Below are 16,813 nucleotides of genomic sequence, written 5' to 3' on the forward strand. Positions count from 1 at the left end.
GTAGAGGTTTTGTTCTTTTACGTGATTATCTTCTGATTCCTCTAATATAATTGAATGTCCACAGCCCCGCCAATCCGATGATGACAATGGAAACGATAGGGGCGATGACGAGCATTCGATCCGCTGAAAGCACAAACACCAAATATATTTTCACACATACTTCGAGGACGAGCACAATGCCCCAGATCGCCGTTAATGTACGAAACGTTCCCCGTACCGCTGAATTTCTCTCGAATTTACTCTCGAGCTGTGGATCATTCATCATTCGTTTGGCAAAAACAAAAATAAGCGGTTGTGGAAACAGCAGTGAAACTAATAACGCGATCCCCATTATCCCCGTAGCGTAAGATTCTTTCAGGAGAATGAAGCGTTCATCGCCAGTTATGAGTGTTGCGATAACTCCAAGAATCAATGAAACGAAAATAAATAATGAAAATGCATTAAGCTTGCTGGTTTTGACAAAACCATAGATGATGTCCAGCAGTGGAACAGCCGCAGCGATGGTGAGGGCAGCCACGCTGCTCATATGGGATTCCAGCAGGCGGTAAAGTAAGAATGGAATGACGACGTTGATGATTAACATTCGTTTTAAGGCGCTTTTCGGTGATGTTCCTTGTGCAAATTGCATATAGGTTTGCGCTCCCTTGTTGTTTAATATGTCAATAATGGATGAAGTTTAGACTAGTATGACTTGGATTGAAAAACGGTATCCCACGTGCCTGAGGCAACGTTATTTGCTTACTTTCGGCAACAATGCCGATGGGATTAGAGCGACCACGGTAAATACTATCGACCACACAAAAGTATGATCAAACGCTGTAGCGACGGATGCTGGGTCATGAGCTTGAAGTGAATTGAATTGATGCTGCAAAATAATAGCGATGATCGAAGCCCCGAATGCGCCGCCAATTTGCTGCATAATGCGGGTTGTGCTGCTGGCGTGCGGAATATCTTTAGGTGACAGGCCTTGATATGCGGTAGCCATAACCGGCATGAATACGGCGCCTAATCCGGCCCCACGTACGACTAATGCCGCAATGATATACAGGTAGCTTGTATCTGCACCGATCCGGGTAAATGGCAACGTTCCTAGGATGGTAAGAATGGTACCAAGCAGAACGACCGGTCTTGGACCTAATTGATCCGTAAATTTCCCGGCAATCGATCTTGTAAGCAGCATTCCTAGACCCTGCGGCACGAGAAGCAGACCGGCCATCAACACGGATTCGCCGCGGATTTGCTGGAAGTATAATGGAAGCAGCAACATGGACCCGTAAGTGGTCAACCCGGACAAGAAGAGCAAGATGCTGGTTACGTTGAAAGAACCTATTCTGAACAAATTCACATCGAGCAGAGCTTTGCTGCCTCTACTCAATGCGTACAGCACAAACGCAGCAAGCAGCACTAAACCCGCAGCTACCGGAACGATAACATGAGCATTACCGAAGCCGTTATGGCTGCTCACTTCGCCTAGACCATAGATAATGAGCACGATGGAAGGAGAAAGCAAGAGCAAGCCAAGCCAATCCAGACGCATGGTACGGGCATCGCTATCTTCTTTCGGAAGTCCTCTCCATGCCATAACAATAGCAACCAGACAGATGGGAATATTGACAAAGAAGATCCATCTCCAGTCCAGATGATTAATAATGAGACCGCCTAACACCGGACCTAGAATCGGTCCAAGCAACGCAGGCAATGAAGCCACGGCCATCGCTTTGCCCATGCCTTGACCCTTGGAAGCGCGTGCCCCCATCGTCTGCATGACCGGCATGAGCAATCCGCCGCCGACTCCTTGAATGGTTCGGAATACGATGAGGCTTTCCACGTTCCATGCCATACTGCACAATACGGAGCCGAGAAGAAACACGATCAGAGAGAACAACCATGTTGTTTTACCGCCAAATCTCTCCACGGCCCAACCAGTAATCGGAATGACCATGCCAATAGCAAGTAGATAACTGGTCATTACCCATTGAATGGTCGACACCGAGGTTTGAAACTCCTTAACCAACGTTTCAATGGCCACGTTAGTGATCGTTGTGTCGAATAAAGGCGCCAGGATGCCGATCATTAGAATCAACATCATCTTCTTATTGGCCTTCTGATCATCATCCTGTATTGCTGTTGCTGCATTTTTTACTTCTTGCATCGTTGTTACCAACCCCTAACTGTCTAATATAAGATACTATTAGTTTCTTATTTGAGCTTATGATATACTATCCATGAAGAAAACGCAACGGATATTCATAAGGGAGTTTGATGAAATAATGAGCACTGATATAGATAAAACAAATACGAGACGCCGGGGTAAGGAATTGGAGACAGCTATATTGCAAGCTGTGCGGGATGAACTGATTGAGCACGGCTACAATCAGCTTACGATGGACAGAGTTGCGACAAGGTCGGGGACGAGCAAGGCTGTCCTGTATCGACGATGGGCCAATCGGGGAGAGATTGTATTGGCTGCGATTAGTTCACGCATTCCTCTGCCTGTCGAGGAGATACCCGATCGCGGCAATTTGAGGGATGACGTATGCGACGTGCTTCGAGCCATGAATCGGAATGTAACCGAATTAGTACCAGGAGCTCTGTTTGGGCTCATGACCGAACTGGGAGTCCAGTCTTTAGCCGACGTATTGTTCCCGCATGGCAGACCGAACAGGACGATGGACATTGTTATGAAGCGAGCTGTCGAACGCGGTGAAGTGCTTGGGGAATCGTTCTCATCACGCATTCTGACGCTGCCAAGTGATCTGGCTCGTAACGAATTAATTATGTACAACAAACCGATGTCAGACGAGACGATCGAGGAGATCGTGGATCAGGTATTTCTACCGCTGGTCTTGCGGCGGTCATAAACTTTAGAACAACGCAAGCCGCGAGATTCGCGGCTTTTTTTAATTACAGTCACCGCATGAATGTCTCGCATTCTGGACAACCTGACTGAAGAAATTGCAGGAGGGGAAAGTTTCCATGACGGAGCAGCAGCAGGATCTTGCAGATCGGATAACGGAACGGCTTGGAGCTTCCCCAGACGTTGTGCGCCGCCATCTTATGACAAGCGCGGGATTCGAGGCATCCTGTATTTTTCTCACTTCGCTAGCCGATCAGAACCAGGTGGACGCAACCATAGTTCGTCCGCTTCTTCACGCAGATCGGGAGACAGACACGGAACATCTCGAGGTTGAACCTTTCACTTGGTTGAAGAAGGTCATCTATCATGGTCAATTGAAGGAAACAGTCGGACTCGATGAGTGTTTGGATGCGGTGCTGAGTGGACATTGCCTTATTCTTCTCCCGGGGAAGAATCAAGCGCTCGCAATGGATATATGCAAACGGGAACAACGCAGCGTGGAGGAACCGAGCACGGAATCGACGATTCGCGGACCGCGAGAAGGGTTCGTCGAGGATTTATTCCGCAACCTCTCCCTGATACGCAAGAGACTCAAAAGCGATAAACTCGTTTTCGAATCCATGGTCATTGGATCCGAAACGAAAACGATGGTTTGCCTAGCCTATATGCGCGGTATTGCCTCAGCGGAGTTAGTGGATGAATTCCGCAAGCGGCTGCAGGCTATTCATACAGACAGCATATTAGAGAGCGCTTATATCGAAGAATGGATTCAAGACAAATACCTGACTCCATTCCCGCAATTAATAGCAACCGAAAGGCCGGATGCGATTACCGCGAAATTGTTAGAGGGACAAGTGGCGGTGCTGACCGACGGTACGCCGATCGCGCTAGCAGGACCTTTGACTTTCTTCCAATTGTTCTCCGCGCCTGAAGATTATTATCAGCGTGCCGATTTCGCGACGCTGATGCGCTGGCTTCGGATGGCTGCATTTATGCTCGCTATTTTCGTTCCTGCACTTTATATTTCCGTCGTTAGCTATCATCAGGAATTGCTTCCGAACCCGCTCTTGGTCAACTTGGCAGCCCAGCGGGAAGGGGTGCCTTTTCCTGCTTTCATTGAAGCGATCATGATGATGCTCACGTTCGAAGTGCTGCGGGAGGCAGGTCTGCGGATGCCGCGAATTGCCGGACAAGCGATCTCCATCGTCGGAGCGCTTGTGCTTGGGCAAGCGGCTGTCGAGGCAGGGATCGTCTCCGCAGCCATGGTTATTGTCGTCTCCGTTACTGCGATATCCAATTTCGTATCACCGATGTACAGCTTTGGTATCGCCCAGCGGATTGTACAATTTTCTTTCATGATTCTTGCCGGCATGATGGGACTGTTCGGGCTCATGTGCGGCGTTTTCTTTCTGCTGGTTCATCTGACTTCTCTCCGTTCGTTCGGAGTTCGGTATTTCGCACCATTCGCCCCTATGTATCTGCCCGATTGGAAGGATACGTTCGTTCGGGCACCTAGGCCGCTTCTAAAGCGCCGCCCGAATATCTTTCAACAGAGAAAGATCAGAAGGTGATCTGATGAAATGGGTATTGGTTGCCGCAATGCTGTTCATGTGCGCAGGATGTTGGGATATGAGAGAGATCAATCATTTGGCTATGGTCGAATTGACTGCAGCTGATATCGATCCTGAAACCAAGCGTGTAACGGCTTATTATCAAGTCATTAATCCGACCGGGCTCTCATCCCGGCAATCCGGTCCTACCAAAGCGTCCGTCTATACGTATGTCGTCTCGGAACAGAGCCCCGGCCTGCTAACCGAAAAAACAGGCTCGGTCATGTCCAGGATGCTGTTCACTGCTCACTTGCAAGGCTACGTATATACCGAGAGGATCGCAAGATATGGATTGCTCGAATTAATCAATTATCTGGAACTGAATACGGATAGACGAACCAATGTCTATGCCGTCGTGACGGATGCGCCCATTCAGAACGTGATGGAGAGCTTCACGCCTCTTGATCGGGTACCCGGGCGTAATCTTCGGATGATGTTGGACTGGCAAGCGAGAACATTCGGAATGACCAGTAAACTGGCGCAAGTGAAAGATATTGTGAGAGGGATTCCGCTGAGCCGGCCAACGGTCATTCCAATGCTTCATTACACCGGAAGTCGTCCAGCCTCCCAATCGGATCGGCTGGAGAACATCAAGGCGACAGAGCCGGGTTTTGAAATCGCTGATGGCGCGGTGTTCATCCATGCGAAGATGGTAGGGAAGATTGACCAAATCACGAAGAAGCTGTTCTATGTTCTGAACGGTGATGCCCGCAGGTGCTTGGATCACATCCAAGTAAACGGCAGCAATGTCGATTTGGAGACGAGGAATATTAAAGTCAAACGAAAATGGGGGCCATCAAGGTTACATATCTCAATCCGTACCAACCTGCGGGTTCTGCACAATTCGCAAACGAGCCCTCTCACTGTTCAGAATTCGCACGAGATCGAGAAGGCTTTCAACAAAAGCTTAAAGGAGCAGGCGGACCAATTCGTCCGATTAGCGCATGAGAAGAACTGGGATCTGCTCGGAATCGGTGATACCAGACAAGGACGCGGCAAATGGCAGGATTTCGACGTTACGTTCGAGGTGCACTCTGAAGCATCCTTGTTCGGCAACATGAGAACGCCATATCAATAAGGAGAGATGGCATTGGATAAACCGCAACAACTTGGCGGGTGGCAATTATTCGCAATGACAGCTGCGTTTGTCGCGGGGACGTCGTTCATCTTGCTGCCCGTAGGACTTATCTCTTCAGCTCATCAATATGGGTGGCTCGTCCAATTGTGGAGCACGCTGTTTGGCGTTGCCGCCGGAGCGTTCTGGCTGTACGTGGCAAACCGATATCCTGGTCTGTCCCTTGTTCAAATTTGCAGACAGGCGTTAGGGAAGTATGTAGGAGGCTTCGTAGCCCTTTGTTATATCGTGTTCTTCGTGCAAATTGCGGCATGGGTGACACGAAACATGAGCGACTATATGCAGATAAACTTAATGCCAAGAACACCGATCAGCGTATTTAACATTCTGGCATTACTTGTATGTGCCTATGCGGTAATCAAAGGAATCGATACGATATCGATGGTCAGCGTTGTCCTGCTGCCTTTTCTGATCCTCGCTTATTGGATGCCATTTACCGTTATGCTGAGAGAATGGAACTGGAAAAACTTTGATTATCCAGGCACCTTTGAAATATTGCCGACCCTAGCGGATACGAATTACGCGCTCGGGTTTCCATTCATGGAGACAGTCGCTTTCATGATGGCCTTCCCGTTAGTACGTACCAAACGGAATATCGCTTTTCTAGGCGGTATCTCTTTTATGGGCTTCCAGCTAGCGCTGTCGATTTTCTTTACCATCGGTATACTTGGCGTATACAGAGGGTCACACTTGACTTACCCGATCTATGTCATCTTCCGCGAAATGCAATTCTCTACTTTCATCGAGCATTTTGAAGCCATCATATCCGTGAATGCGCTTATGCTCGTGTTCCTTAAGCTCAGCGTGCTGTTCTATTTCGCCGTTTCGGGGATTTGCCAGCTGTTCTCTATCACGAATAGAGCAGTCGTCGCTTACCCGCTTGTGTGGGTCATCTCAGCCTACGCTTTGTTATTCGCTAATATCGTCGAAAACACGGAATGGGTCCAGAAGTATTTGTTCATTTACTACATTCCGTTCGGATTTGGTTTTCCCTTCTTGTTCCTCGTCGCGGCTTGGGTCCGCAATTGGAGTGGAAGGGCGAAGGAGGCAGCGATATGACCTGGTTAATTCTATTGTACATCGCGTTCCTGGCATTCGGGTTACGCTTGATGAAAGCGAGGCAGATTGGCCGGAAAGAAAAGACGTTGTTCGTCACGATAACGACAATCGGCTGCATTTTCTGGATGAGCTTGGTTATGCAACAGCCTCTTGATTTTAACAAAGTAATCGGCAAGGTCATCGATTTCATGTTTTGAACTAGAGAGCGCAGCCTGACACGGCTGCGTTTTTATGCGAGAATGAACATGATACGTTGAAGGAGGGTGGCTGAATGCTTGACGAACAATGGAGGAAGCCTGAATCCAGAGGAAGAAACTCGCGTCCTCTTGTGTATAAATTGCTTTTCATGCTGAAATTCGCGTTCGATCTGGCACTGACTGGTTTTTTTTATTTTGAACATTCGATTGCGATCTTCTGGCGGCTGAGCTTCATCATCCTATCGTTAGCGGCTTTTCTACTCATCAATGCCGTTTACTTTAACAAGCAGAGACGGAGCAATTGGCTGTTTCAACTGCTTATCATCGATTTCTTAGTGTCGGCCTCATATGGGTATGTGTATATTGGCGGTGGTTTCCCTAATCACCTCTTTGTCGGAATAACGACTTTAGCGATACTGATGTTCATCAGAAAGACTCGTACGCTCATTCTGACTTGTGCGTTGCTGCTCGTTCTTTATTTGGTCACAATGGGCAGTATCGATTGGTATTTGTACAAGCAGTTGGATGAAGTCAATTATTTTACGACTAGCTCGTTTATCATTTTCTCCGGCATCGTATGTGCATTGGTCAATTTCTACCGGCAGGCGCGCCAGAATACGGAACGATTGTACACGGAATTGATGGCTTCCCATGCACGTCTGCAGGAGTATGCGCTCCAAACGGAGGAGCTGGGTGCTGCCAAGGAGAGAGTGCGGATAGCTCGTGACATGCATGACAACGTGGGTCATAAACTGACCGCTCTGATCGTTCAAATGCAGGCAGCCCGCAAGCTGAGCAAGCTGGATGCAGAGCGCAGCGAACAAACCTACATGGAATGCGAGCAATTACTCCGTGAATCGTTGCAGGACATTCGTCTGTCAGTGAGGGCGATTCGGGATGAACCGGTTAGATCCGCAACGCTTGGCGATAAGCTGGAGCAGCTCGCCGTGGAATTTAGCAAGTGGGCAGAGGTCCAAACGACCCTTGATGTAGATGGGACGCCGGTCGCGCTGCCGGGAGAGCTGCAGCTGACCGCTTATCGCATCGTGCAGGAATCGCTGACGAATGCCCAGAAGCATGGTCATGCGAGAACAGCCGCCATCAAGCTCGCTTATGCCGAGAACGGATTTTCTCTCCGTATCCGCAATGACGGGGATGTGCCCTCGGCAATCAAGCCGGGGTTCGGCATTATGAATTTGCAAGATCGAGTACGGGAGTGGAATGGGGAAGTACATGTAGGGGCGGATCGGCAGGCAGGCTTTGCCGTGGAAGTCAAATTCCCTTATTCCGCGGCGGAAATGGAGCGATAGGCATTGAGAATTCTAATAGTTGACGATCAACGGCTCATGCGCGAGGGTCTCGCGACCATCATCGGGTTGGAAGAGGGAATGGAAGTCATCGGAACGGCCATTGATGGAAGAGATGCGTATACGAAGGCGCTTGAGCAGCGGCCGGATGTGGTGCTGATGGATATTCGAATGCCAGGCATGGATGGCATCGAAGGGGCTGATCTGATCCTAAGGCATATTCCTGACACGAAGGTGCTCATTCTGACTACGTTCGACGACGCGGAATTAATCATGCAGGTACTCGAGAAAGGCGTCCATGGCTATCTTCTGAAGGATCTGCCCTCCGAGGCGATCGTAAGCGCGATTCATACGGTATACAACGGTGGCACCGTGCTTCAACCGGAAATAACCGAAGTGCTGCTGATGGAAATGAAGAAGATGTCGGAATGGAATCCGGCTAAGCTGCAGCCTTTAAGCATGGAAGCGCCTGAAGGATTAATGACGCTGACCGAACGGGAGAAGGAGATACTCTCCTTATTAGGCCTTGGATTAAACAACAAGGAAATTGCGGAATCATTGTCGATAACGGAAGGTACGGCGAAGAATCACGTATCCAACCTGATCGCGAAGCTCGGGCTCCGCGACAGAACGCAAGCCGCCTTATTCGCGGTTCGGCATTCAATTTGATGGAGCAGGCATTACTTTTGGCATAGGGCATGACATTGATCATGACCGATGACCGGAAGTGGTGCTTTTTTTTGCGTGAAATCATGACTTTCAATAGATTTGCGCAATCGTATTCCTTGTTAAGATCAGAGGGCAAGGAAACGAGGAGGACGCTTGAGCAGTAAACCTCCCGCAATGCCAAAAACGTTTAAGGAGAGTGAACGCGATGATGGAGAACAAAACAAGCTTCAAGCTGCGGTTCGTGACGATAGCTCTGCTTGCTATGCTGGTGGTTGGATCCTTTTTTGAAATCAATTGTTTCTTGAACTATTAATCGATTCATCGCTTCAGACTGCCATGATCGATTCTCGCGGAGGTGAGGGTTATGAGAAAGAATCTAATACGATATGCGCTGCCTGCAGGGCTTGCCGCCATGATCTTGGCCTTCGTGTATGCTCCGTCTCATGAGCGCAGTACCGCGGAGGCGTCGGGATTACGGAATCAGCTTAACCAAATAACCGCTGCGAATTACGAGACCGCAATATTTGCCGGAGGTTGTTTCTGGAGCGAGGAAGAGCCTTTCGAACAACTAGACGGCGTCTTGAGCGTCGTCACGGGATATACGGGTGGACATACGACCGATCCCACTTATTCGAAGGTATCTTCCGGCAGTACGGGACATCTCGAAGCCGTACAGGTACAGTATAACCCGGATCGGATAACGTATGATGAGCTGCTCCAGGTTTTCTGGCGCAACACGGACCCGACGGACGCTAACGGCCAATTCGGTGACCGCGGCACGGAATATCGTTCTACGATCTTCTACAACAGCAAAGAGCAGCAAGCGTCAGCAGAAGCTTCGAAGGCGTCGCTCGCCGCGAATCATAAATTCGATCGTCTGCTCGTGACGAGCATTGCACCGGCTGCCGCATTCTATGCAGCAGAGGATGAGCATCAGGATTTCTTCAAGAAGAACCCTGAAGCTTTCCAAATGAACATGATCGGCTCCGGCCGGGATGCCTACCTCGATCGCGTATGGGGAAATGATCGCGTCTTGAGGAAACTCGAGAGCCGCTATGCGGTGATCGACAAAGCGGCAAGACTGGATTCACTGACGGAGCTTCAATACAACGTTACTCAGCATGATCAGGACGAATCGCCGTTTCACAACGAATACTGGGACAATAAGGCAGAGGGTATCTACGTAGATATCGTGTCAGGCGAGCCGTTGTTCAGCTCGAAGGACCAATTCGACGCCGGAACGGGCTGGGCGAGCTTCACAAGACCGTTGGAGTCTAGCCATATCGTGTACCGCGAGGTCGGCGGCGCATTCTCATCCACGACCGAAGTGAGAAGCCGCTATGCGGATTCTTTCCTCGGCCATGTATACGGCGACGGTCCCGAACCAACCGGACTACGGTTCTGTACGAATTCTGCCTCGTTGCGGTTTATTCCCATTGATCAACTCGCAGGGCAAGGCTACGCCGAGTATGTCCAAGCTTTTCAAGAGGATGGCAAACGAATCGGCTAATACATGAATGGGGTGGTTCAAATGACTATGATGAAAAACGATTCTATAGATGCCAATGAGCCCTTGGAAACCGCTGTTTTTGCCGGTGGCTGCTTCTGGCACATGGAGGATTCTTTTCAGAAGCTTGATGGTGTCTCGCATGTCTTTGCCGGATATACTGGCGGATTGATGGATAATCCAACTTACCACAAAGTTGTTTCTCATCTCTCGGACCATATCGAGGCAGTCGAAGTTCATTATAATCCGAATGTGATTACGTATAACGAGTTGCTCGACAATTTCTGGCGAAATGCAGATTTAAGGGAATCCGGCATCTTCTATGCAACCCATCAACAAAGAGAGCTCGCAGAAGCATCCCGAAACGACGCAGCTGCACGTTCCAATAAACGTATCGCAACGACAATTAGCGCTGCAACAACGTTCTATTTGGCAGAGGACGAACATCAGGACTATTACGCTAAAAATACATTAGCAGCTTGCGTGAACAAAGTCTGGAGGTTAGGGAAATGAGAAGCACTTCCATGTTCAACAAAGAAGAGAAGCTGCGAACATTGACGAAGCTTCAATATAATGTGACTCAGAAAGGCGCCGATGAGCCGCCATTCAACAACGAATACTGGGATAATGACGCAGAGGGAATCTATGTTGATATAGTCTCGGGTGAGCCACTGTTTAGCTCTAAGGACAAATATGATGCGCAGACCGGCTGGCCCAGTTTTACTAAATCTCTGGATACGAACAATGTGGTGCTGAAACGTCCGGCATTCTCCTTCGGGCCGACCGAAGCCAGAAGCCGCAATGCCGATTCCATCTTGGGACATGTGTTTAATGACGGCCCACAGCCAACGGGGCTCCGATACTGCATGAATTCTGCCTCCATGGCGTTTATTCCGAAAGCCGATCTGGAGGAGAGAGGCTACGGAGAGTTCTTAGCACACTTCAGCGATTAATCTTAACCGCAAAAAAAGTCCGCAGACGCCGATGTCTGCGGGCTTTTTTACGCCCTCAATCTCTGAAATAAATTCTTATATTTATAGCGTTCCCCTCATATAAATAGAGATGTAGATTCGTTGACAGAGAGGACGGGAGACATGGAACTTTATCAGAGACTGATCAACTCGATCGAGAATCGCAAAGGGGTTGCTTTAATCACAGTCACCAAGATCAGTCTTCATGCCTCTAATCACAATCGACGAACCATAGAAGCTGCTGTTGGAACCAAGCTCTTGTTGTTCTCTGATGGAGAAGTATTCTCCGAACAAGAAATAGCCATAGAACAATGGCAGCCTCTATTGGAACATGCAAGAACGGCACTTGCTAAGCGAATATCGAATATGTTCATCACGCGACTTCATGACTGTGAATTGGAGTATTTTGTGGAAGTGTATCCGCCGCCGCTGCATCTCATCGTAGCGGGAGCCGGCCATGTGGCCAAGCCGTTGGTCGAAATGGGCCATAAACTTGGCTTTTCTATCACGGTCATTTGCGATAGGCCTCAATACGCAACAGCCGAACAATTCCCTTTCGCAGACGAGGTTGTATGCATGCACTATGAGGAGTTTTTCCGGAGTTTGGATATTTCGGACAAGCCATATATCGTGCTTCTTACGCGAGGTCATCAATTCGATGTCGCAATCCTCCGCGAGATCCTGCATCTGCAGTTATCTGTACCGTATATCGGCATGATTGGGAGCCGCAGACGTATCTCGGGCGTGTTCTCTCAACTCCACGAGGAATATCCGGACATCGGATTTCAGAACATATATGCGCCTATCGGCCTCGATATAGGCGCGCAAACGCCTGAGGAAATTGCCGTCAGCGTATTGGCTGAAATTCTGCGAGTGAAGAATCATGCGTCCGGTAATTCGCTTAAAGAAGAGATCAGCCATTTTATCGTGAACAGATAGGGGGGCGCGTAAATGACCGATCTTGAGTTGTTGAAACGGATCGTGACGATTAGAGCTGACGGTGCTGAAGCGGTTCTCGCTACGGTCATAAGAACGAAGGGCTCTACGCCAAGAAAGGCCGGCGCCAAAATGATCATTTATGCCGATGGCACGTCAGCCGGAACCATCGGAGGGGGCTGCGGAGAAGGAGAAGTGATTGAGCTCGCCATACAGGTTATCGCTACCAAACAGAGTATCCATCACACGGTCGATCTGACGGCTGGACTGTTTTATGAAGATGGCGGGATCTGCGGCGGTGTGCAGGTTGTATTTATTGAACCCATCCATTGAGGGCGAGCTAGGAGGCCATATGGCGGAATCGTTGGAAGCGGTCATTCTCGCAGCTGGATATTCTAGCCGAGCATCAGCATTTAAAATGACTTTACGTTTAGGGACAATGACCGTGTTGGAGCATACGGTTTCCAAGTTTGATGGTATTTGCAATCGAGTCATCATCGTTAGCGGGTTCCAGTGGGAACGGGTCCATGATGCCGTAACCATGATGCAGAGGAAGAACGCGTATGACATGGAGATCGTATGCGCATATAATCCGAGCTTTGACCGAGGTATGTTTAGTTCGATTCAAACAGGCTGCGGAGAAGTGAAAGCCTCTCAGTTCTTCATTACGCCTGGAGACTTTCCGCTTGTCTTGAAGGATACGATTCGGGACTTAGCGATCGCAGAAGGGAAGATCGTTATTCCGAGTTACCAGAAGAGGGCCGGTCACCCCATCAAATTAACAGAAGAGATGAAGACATGTATTACTGAGGCTAAGGCAGATCAGAATCAGAATCTGAGAAGGATTCTTCAAGAGTATGACAAGCATTACTTGAATACCGATGATCCCGGCGTTCTGATGGATCTGGATACACCGGAAGATTACATATTCGCCAGCAATTATTACAACGAATACAGCAAGAACAGATAACAACTATAAGGGTAGTTATGAGTTTTACAGCACATTTGTATCAAGGCATGAAGAAGACCGCTTTTCCCTTTTGGTACATCACAGGGGATCGGCGGTCTATTATTATTTCACGTTCTTCATGATCGTATTGAATGATGCGTTTACTAATTGTGTGGGAGTCTACTCACATGCGACTCCATCGCCGTCACGGTCCAACTTTCTGCTATATCCAGGGTCGCCCTCATATATTGGATCTGCTCCCGCTTCTCTGACAGCAGTACAGTTTTTATAATAAACTTGTGTAGATGGTTGTGCTGCAGGCTTCTTCGTTGGTCTTGATGACTGCTTTGTAGTAGAGCTGCTGCTTTTAGTTGAAGTTGAGTTCGTGCTCTTCGTAGCTGTCTCGGGAGTAGCCGAATATTTCCCGCCATCTATTACGAATAATACCCTCGTTCCGTCGGAATAGCCTTCCAGTTTATTTCCGACCCATGATCCTGAGCCGCGGTTGTCCGAAGAGTGAACATAAGCGATATCTGCACCAGTTCCGCCTTCTGCACACATTGCCATTGGCCACTCGTCCCGATCATACTCTTTCTTTGTCGGAATGCCAGCCAAAGACTCACTTCGGTTTTCATCCGCACCGTCACGATCAATCGTGCATACTGACGATTCACCATGCTTAATTGCGTTTTTAATATGCGCAGCTGTTTCCGGGTACTTATCGGCAGGGAATACGATTGTGATGTCGTATGATTCTTGCTTTGCTGGTGTTGTTGTCTTGTTTGCTTTTGGAGCCTGTTGTGTAGTTGCTTCTGACGCTACTGGTTCCGTTTTATTCTCTTTAGGAGTAACAGGAGTAGCAGAGGAGTCCTTCTTTGGTGCAGTCGTGGATTCTTGAATAACTGCAGTCTGAGTTGTACTCTCATTACCACCAGGTAACATACTACCCAATACAGGTAACAAGCAAATAAATGCCCAGATTAAAGCGAGGACTCGGACAGTTGCACCGATCCTTCTCCAATTGAAAATAATCATGATGTAAGGAATAAATAACCAACCTAAAACTTTTAGAAGCCGCAAAATGAAATCCCCCTGTATGAAATGTCATTGACCATTCTACTATAGGGAGTTAATCCATTACGATGTAATATTTGTAAAACTGGAATGTTGTAAATTATTACCTGCTATGCAAAACGATACTTTCACAGTAAAATCAATGGGAATATAAAACTATTAAGGGGCATACTTGAAATGAAGAAAATTATTGTTGCATCTGTTATCGGAACAGCGTTTCGACGGATGGTACAAGCACAGGAGCTCCATCCGGTAACGCAATCACCATTAATAATGTAACACTCAAGATCGACAAGGTTGTACAGGACAATGACTCTCTTCGCCTGTATGTCTCTTACACGAATAATACAGATAAGTCTCTAATGACGGCTGACTCACTGGCTAAGGTTGTTTTCAATGGGAAACAGTACAATTATGACCATGATTTCAATTTTGAACGCTACTATGATAAAGTCGATGTTGAAAAAGCGCCGGACTCTATCGAGCCGGGAGTTACAGCACATTCAACCATCTTCTTCCCATCGATTGATAACGTGGGCAAAATTAATGTCGTACTTGATGCAGGATATGAGGATTTCAGATTCAACGGTGTAAGTGTTCAACACCCATAACTTGTTATGACGCTCGCTCGTCTTGAATGCATTGCTGAGCGAGTGAAGGAGTCCGAGCAGCAGCCATTGTTTATTGTGAGATGAGAAAAAGAACCGTGAGGGTAAATCCCAACGGTTCTTTTTTTTGCAATTGTACATCTCTACGCGTATGTCATATGGAACAAAGCAGATTACTTGAATACTGCCGCAATATACTGCCCAAACTTCTTCGCAATTTCTGCCCTAACAAGACTTCTTAGCATCTCGAATACACCGCGGTAGCCTTTATTCGAGTATTCGTATTTGAACGCCGATTTCTCACGTACTTCAGCGTTATCGACCTTCCACATCTTGATGTCTGCGGCACGGAGATGCTTTCGAGTATTCACAAGATCGGAATGAATAGTATCCTGCAGTCTGACGAGAGCTGCCAAGTACAGGGTCTTCATTGGTGATGTAGACTTATCCATCTCCAAACGTTGCTTCTCAACGACATCCAGCATGATCGGCAACAAGCAGCACTCTTTAATCATCACAATTTCTTCTGGTGTCGAATTCACACATATCACCTCAATGGTAGTATATGCGAACACTTGTTCTTTATCAACTGACTAACTAACCCGTTTACCAATAAAGTGAATAATTGCGGTATCAGTAAAGCTACTCAGTTCATGAGCATATCTCAGTCGGCATAAGCTTGTATTAGGAGACTTTTAGAATGTTTAACTCAGTTTATGTTACTAACAACCATAAGGAGGCTGTTCCCATGCAGGCGAAGGATATAAGTAGCCCAGTGAAAAAGAAAGATCACGATGGGAAAGTATCCGGTCAGCTCGCTTATATTGGCGACTTGAAACCAGATTCAATGCTCTATGGTGTCTTGTCTCGCTCTCCTGTCGCTTACGGGAAAGTACGATCGATCCAGCTGCCGCAGCTGCCTGCAGGTTACGTCAAGATAGGGGCAGAACACATCTCCGCCGGAGCAAATTTTGTGAAGTTGCTGCATCAGGATCAACCGATCTTTGCGGATGAATGGGTCAATTATATTGGCGAACCTATATTTATGCTCGTTGGCCCAAATCTGGCTGTGCTCCATCAATTAATAGAAGAAGCAGAGGTGGATATTGAAGAACATCAAGCCATCTTTACTCTGGAGGAAGCCATTCGGCAAAAGGATCATACGGGCGTATTCGCTAGTCATGAATTCGGAGAAAGCCTCGAAGTGATACAAGCAATCGAAGCAAATGCGTACTTAGTCATAGAGGAAGAGTATGAGACAGGCTATCAAGAACATGTCTATCTGGAACCACAAGGCATGCTTGGGATTTATAACGATCAAGAAATTCTTGTACAAGGGTCGATGCAATGTCTTTATTATGTGAAGAATGCCTTGGTCAGCGCTCTAGCTTGCGGGGAAGATGAGGTGCGTGTCATACAGAGTCCAACTGGCGGCGGATTTGGCGGGAAAGAAGATTTCCCTTCCATGATGGCTTGTCACGTTGGCATTGCGGCTAAGGTTGTCCAGAAACCGGTCATGCTGCTGTTTGACCGGGCCGAAGACTTTGAAGCAACGACGAAGAGACATCCCGCGATATTCAAATACCGAACCGCTCTAGATGATCAGTGAAAGATCCTAAGTATGACAGTGGAGTTGTATCTTAACGGCGGGGCAAATGCTGGTTTAAGTCCAGTTGTCCTGCAGAGGTGTTTATTGAACAGTGCGGGTGTATATCGAATACCGCATTTCCATGCGAAAGGGTATGCGCTGAAGACCAATACGGTGCCCAATGGAGCTTTCAGAGGTTTTGGCGCGCCTCAAAGCTTTGCAGCCATTGAAAGTGTTCTCGGACACATCAGCAGCAAGCTGAACATGGATCCCATTGCCTATAAACGGAACTACTTGGTGAAACAAGGTGATCCCACCATTACGGGCGGCAGGTTCAAGGATCCGG

18 protein-coding genes and 2 pseudogenes are annotated in these 16,813 nt (G+C 48.0%); 15 read left to right on the plus strand and 5 right to left on the minus strand.

Features of this window, described 5'->3' with window-relative positions; translation table 11 throughout:
* Positions 1-25: 25 nt before the first annotated feature.
* Together AC0YNX_RS04475 and AC0YNX_RS04480 are read right to left on the minus strand one after the other, a co-directional pair.
* Entirely contained in the window at positions 26-628 is a 603-nt protein-coding gene (locus tag AC0YNX_RS04475; protein WP_475814435.1) for a VC0807 family protein, read from the minus strand.
* Positions 629-730: 102 nt separating this feature from the next.
* Positions 731-2,152 carry an MDR family MFS transporter gene (locus tag AC0YNX_RS04480; protein ID WP_475814436.1) on the minus strand — a complete coding sequence of 474 codons (1,422 nt, stop codon included), beginning with the start codon at positions 2,150-2,152 and terminating at the stop codon, positions 731-733.
* A gap of 118 nt (positions 2,153-2,270) precedes the next feature.
* On the opposite strand from AC0YNX_RS04480, the gene AC0YNX_RS04485 reads away from it, so the two are divergent.
* The 13 genes from AC0YNX_RS04485 to AC0YNX_RS04545 all read left to right on the plus strand — a co-directional run bounded on the left by AC0YNX_RS04485 (position 2,271) and on the right by AC0YNX_RS04545 (position 13,218).
* Positions 2,271-2,861: a TetR/AcrR family transcriptional regulator gene (locus tag AC0YNX_RS04485; RefSeq protein ID WP_475814437.1), complete on the plus strand. Its 591-nt coding sequence runs from the start codon at positions 2,271-2,273 to the stop codon at positions 2,859-2,861.
* A gap of 115 nt (positions 2,862-2,976) precedes the next feature.
* Positions 2,977-4,428, plus strand: a complete 1,452-nt coding sequence (locus tag AC0YNX_RS04490; protein ID WP_475814438.1) for a spore germination protein — start codon at positions 2,977-2,979, stop codon at positions 4,426-4,428.
* A 4-nt stretch (positions 4,429-4,432) separates the two neighbouring features.
* The gene (locus tag AC0YNX_RS04495; RefSeq protein ID WP_475814439.1) at positions 4,433-5,545 is read left to right on the plus strand and encodes a Ger(x)C family spore germination protein; all 1,113 of its coding nucleotides are present in this window, start codon (positions 4,433-4,435) and stop codon (positions 5,543-5,545) included.
* A gap of 12 nt (positions 5,546-5,557) precedes the next feature.
* Positions 5,558-6,661, plus strand: a complete 1,104-nt coding sequence (locus AC0YNX_RS04500) for a GerAB/ArcD/ProY family transporter (RefSeq protein WP_475814440.1) — start codon at positions 5,558-5,560, stop codon at positions 6,659-6,661.
* Positions 6,658-6,858 (plus strand): hypothetical protein, encoded by a 201-nt coding sequence (locus AC0YNX_RS04505; protein WP_475814441.1) that lies wholly within the window; start codon positions 6,658-6,660, stop codon positions 6,856-6,858. Before AC0YNX_RS04500 ends, AC0YNX_RS04505 begins: the two co-directional genes overlap by 4 nt.
* Positions 6,859-7,007: 149 nt before the next feature.
* Entirely contained in the window at positions 7,008-8,168 is a 1,161-nt protein-coding gene (locus AC0YNX_RS04510; RefSeq protein ID WP_475814442.1) for a sensor histidine kinase, read from the plus strand.
* A gap of 3 nt (positions 8,169-8,171) precedes the next feature.
* On the plus strand, positions 8,172-8,834 hold the full coding sequence (locus AC0YNX_RS04515) for a response regulator (RefSeq protein ID WP_475814443.1): 663 nt from the start codon (positions 8,172-8,174) through the stop codon (positions 8,832-8,834).
* A 364-nt stretch (positions 8,835-9,198) separates the two neighbouring features.
* Positions 9,199-10,344: a peptide-methionine (S)-S-oxide reductase MsrA gene (gene msrA / locus AC0YNX_RS04520; RefSeq protein ID WP_475814444.1), complete on the plus strand. Its 1,146-nt coding sequence runs from the start codon at positions 9,199-9,201 to the stop codon at positions 10,342-10,344.
* A 27-nt stretch (positions 10,345-10,371) separates the two neighbouring features.
* Positions 10,372-10,854, plus strand: a complete 483-nt coding sequence (gene msrA / locus AC0YNX_RS04525) for a peptide-methionine (S)-S-oxide reductase MsrA (RefSeq protein WP_475814445.1) — start codon at positions 10,372-10,374, stop codon at positions 10,852-10,854.
* Positions 10,851-11,294, plus strand: a complete 444-nt coding sequence (gene msrB / locus AC0YNX_RS04530) for a peptide-methionine (R)-S-oxide reductase MsrB (protein ID WP_475814446.1) — start codon at positions 10,851-10,853, stop codon at positions 11,292-11,294. The genes msrA (AC0YNX_RS04525) and msrB overlap by 4 nt, the downstream gene beginning before the upstream one ends.
* 141 nt (positions 11,295-11,435) lie before the next feature.
* Positions 11,436-12,251: an XdhC family protein gene (locus AC0YNX_RS04535; protein WP_475814447.1), complete on the plus strand. Its 816-nt coding sequence runs from the start codon at positions 11,436-11,438 to the stop codon at positions 12,249-12,251.
* Positions 12,252-12,263: 12 nt separating this feature from the next.
* Positions 12,264-12,581, plus strand: a complete 318-nt coding sequence (locus tag AC0YNX_RS04540; protein ID WP_475814448.1) for an XdhC family protein — start codon at positions 12,264-12,266, stop codon at positions 12,579-12,581.
* 19 nt (positions 12,582-12,600) lie between these two features.
* The gene (locus AC0YNX_RS04545; RefSeq protein ID WP_475814449.1) at positions 12,601-13,218 is read left to right on the plus strand and encodes a nucleotidyltransferase family protein; all 618 of its coding nucleotides are present in this window, start codon (positions 12,601-12,603) and stop codon (positions 13,216-13,218) included.
* Positions 13,219-13,377: 159 nt separating this feature from the next.
* Here the strand turns inward: AC0YNX_RS04545 and AC0YNX_RS04550 are convergent, their stop codons facing one another.
* The gene (locus AC0YNX_RS04550) at positions 13,378-13,632 is read right to left on the minus strand and encodes an excalibur calcium-binding domain-containing protein (RefSeq protein WP_475815176.1); all 255 of its coding nucleotides are present in this window, start codon (positions 13,630-13,632) and stop codon (positions 13,378-13,380) included.
* Positions 13,630-13,965 (minus strand): annotated as a pseudogene (locus tag AC0YNX_RS04555) (sporulation protein); the annotation flags it as partial. The pseudogene AC0YNX_RS04555 and the gene AC0YNX_RS04550, both read right to left, overlap by 3 nt.
* Positions 13,966-14,633: 668 nt before the next feature.
* Here AC0YNX_RS04555 and AC0YNX_RS04560 point away from each other — a divergent pair.
* Positions 14,634-14,882 carry a hypothetical protein gene (locus tag AC0YNX_RS04560; protein WP_475814450.1) on the plus strand — a complete coding sequence of 83 codons (249 nt, stop codon included), beginning with the start codon at positions 14,634-14,636 and terminating at the stop codon, positions 14,880-14,882.
* Between the two features lie 170 nt (positions 14,883-15,052).
* Here AC0YNX_RS04560 and AC0YNX_RS04565 read toward each other — a convergent pair whose 3' ends face one another.
* Positions 15,053-15,421 (minus strand): YhjD family protein, encoded by a 369-nt coding sequence (locus AC0YNX_RS04565; RefSeq protein WP_475814451.1) that lies wholly within the window; start codon positions 15,419-15,421, stop codon positions 15,053-15,055.
* A gap of 503 nt (positions 15,422-15,924) precedes the next feature.
* On the opposite strand from AC0YNX_RS04565, the pseudogene AC0YNX_RS04570 reads away from it, so the two are divergent.
* Positions 15,925-16,743, plus strand: a pseudogene (locus AC0YNX_RS04570) (molybdopterin cofactor-binding domain-containing protein); the annotation flags it as partial.
* Between the last annotated feature and the right edge of the window lie 70 nt (positions 16,744-16,813).

Source organism: Paenibacillus sp. J31R98, assembly GCF_056269245.1.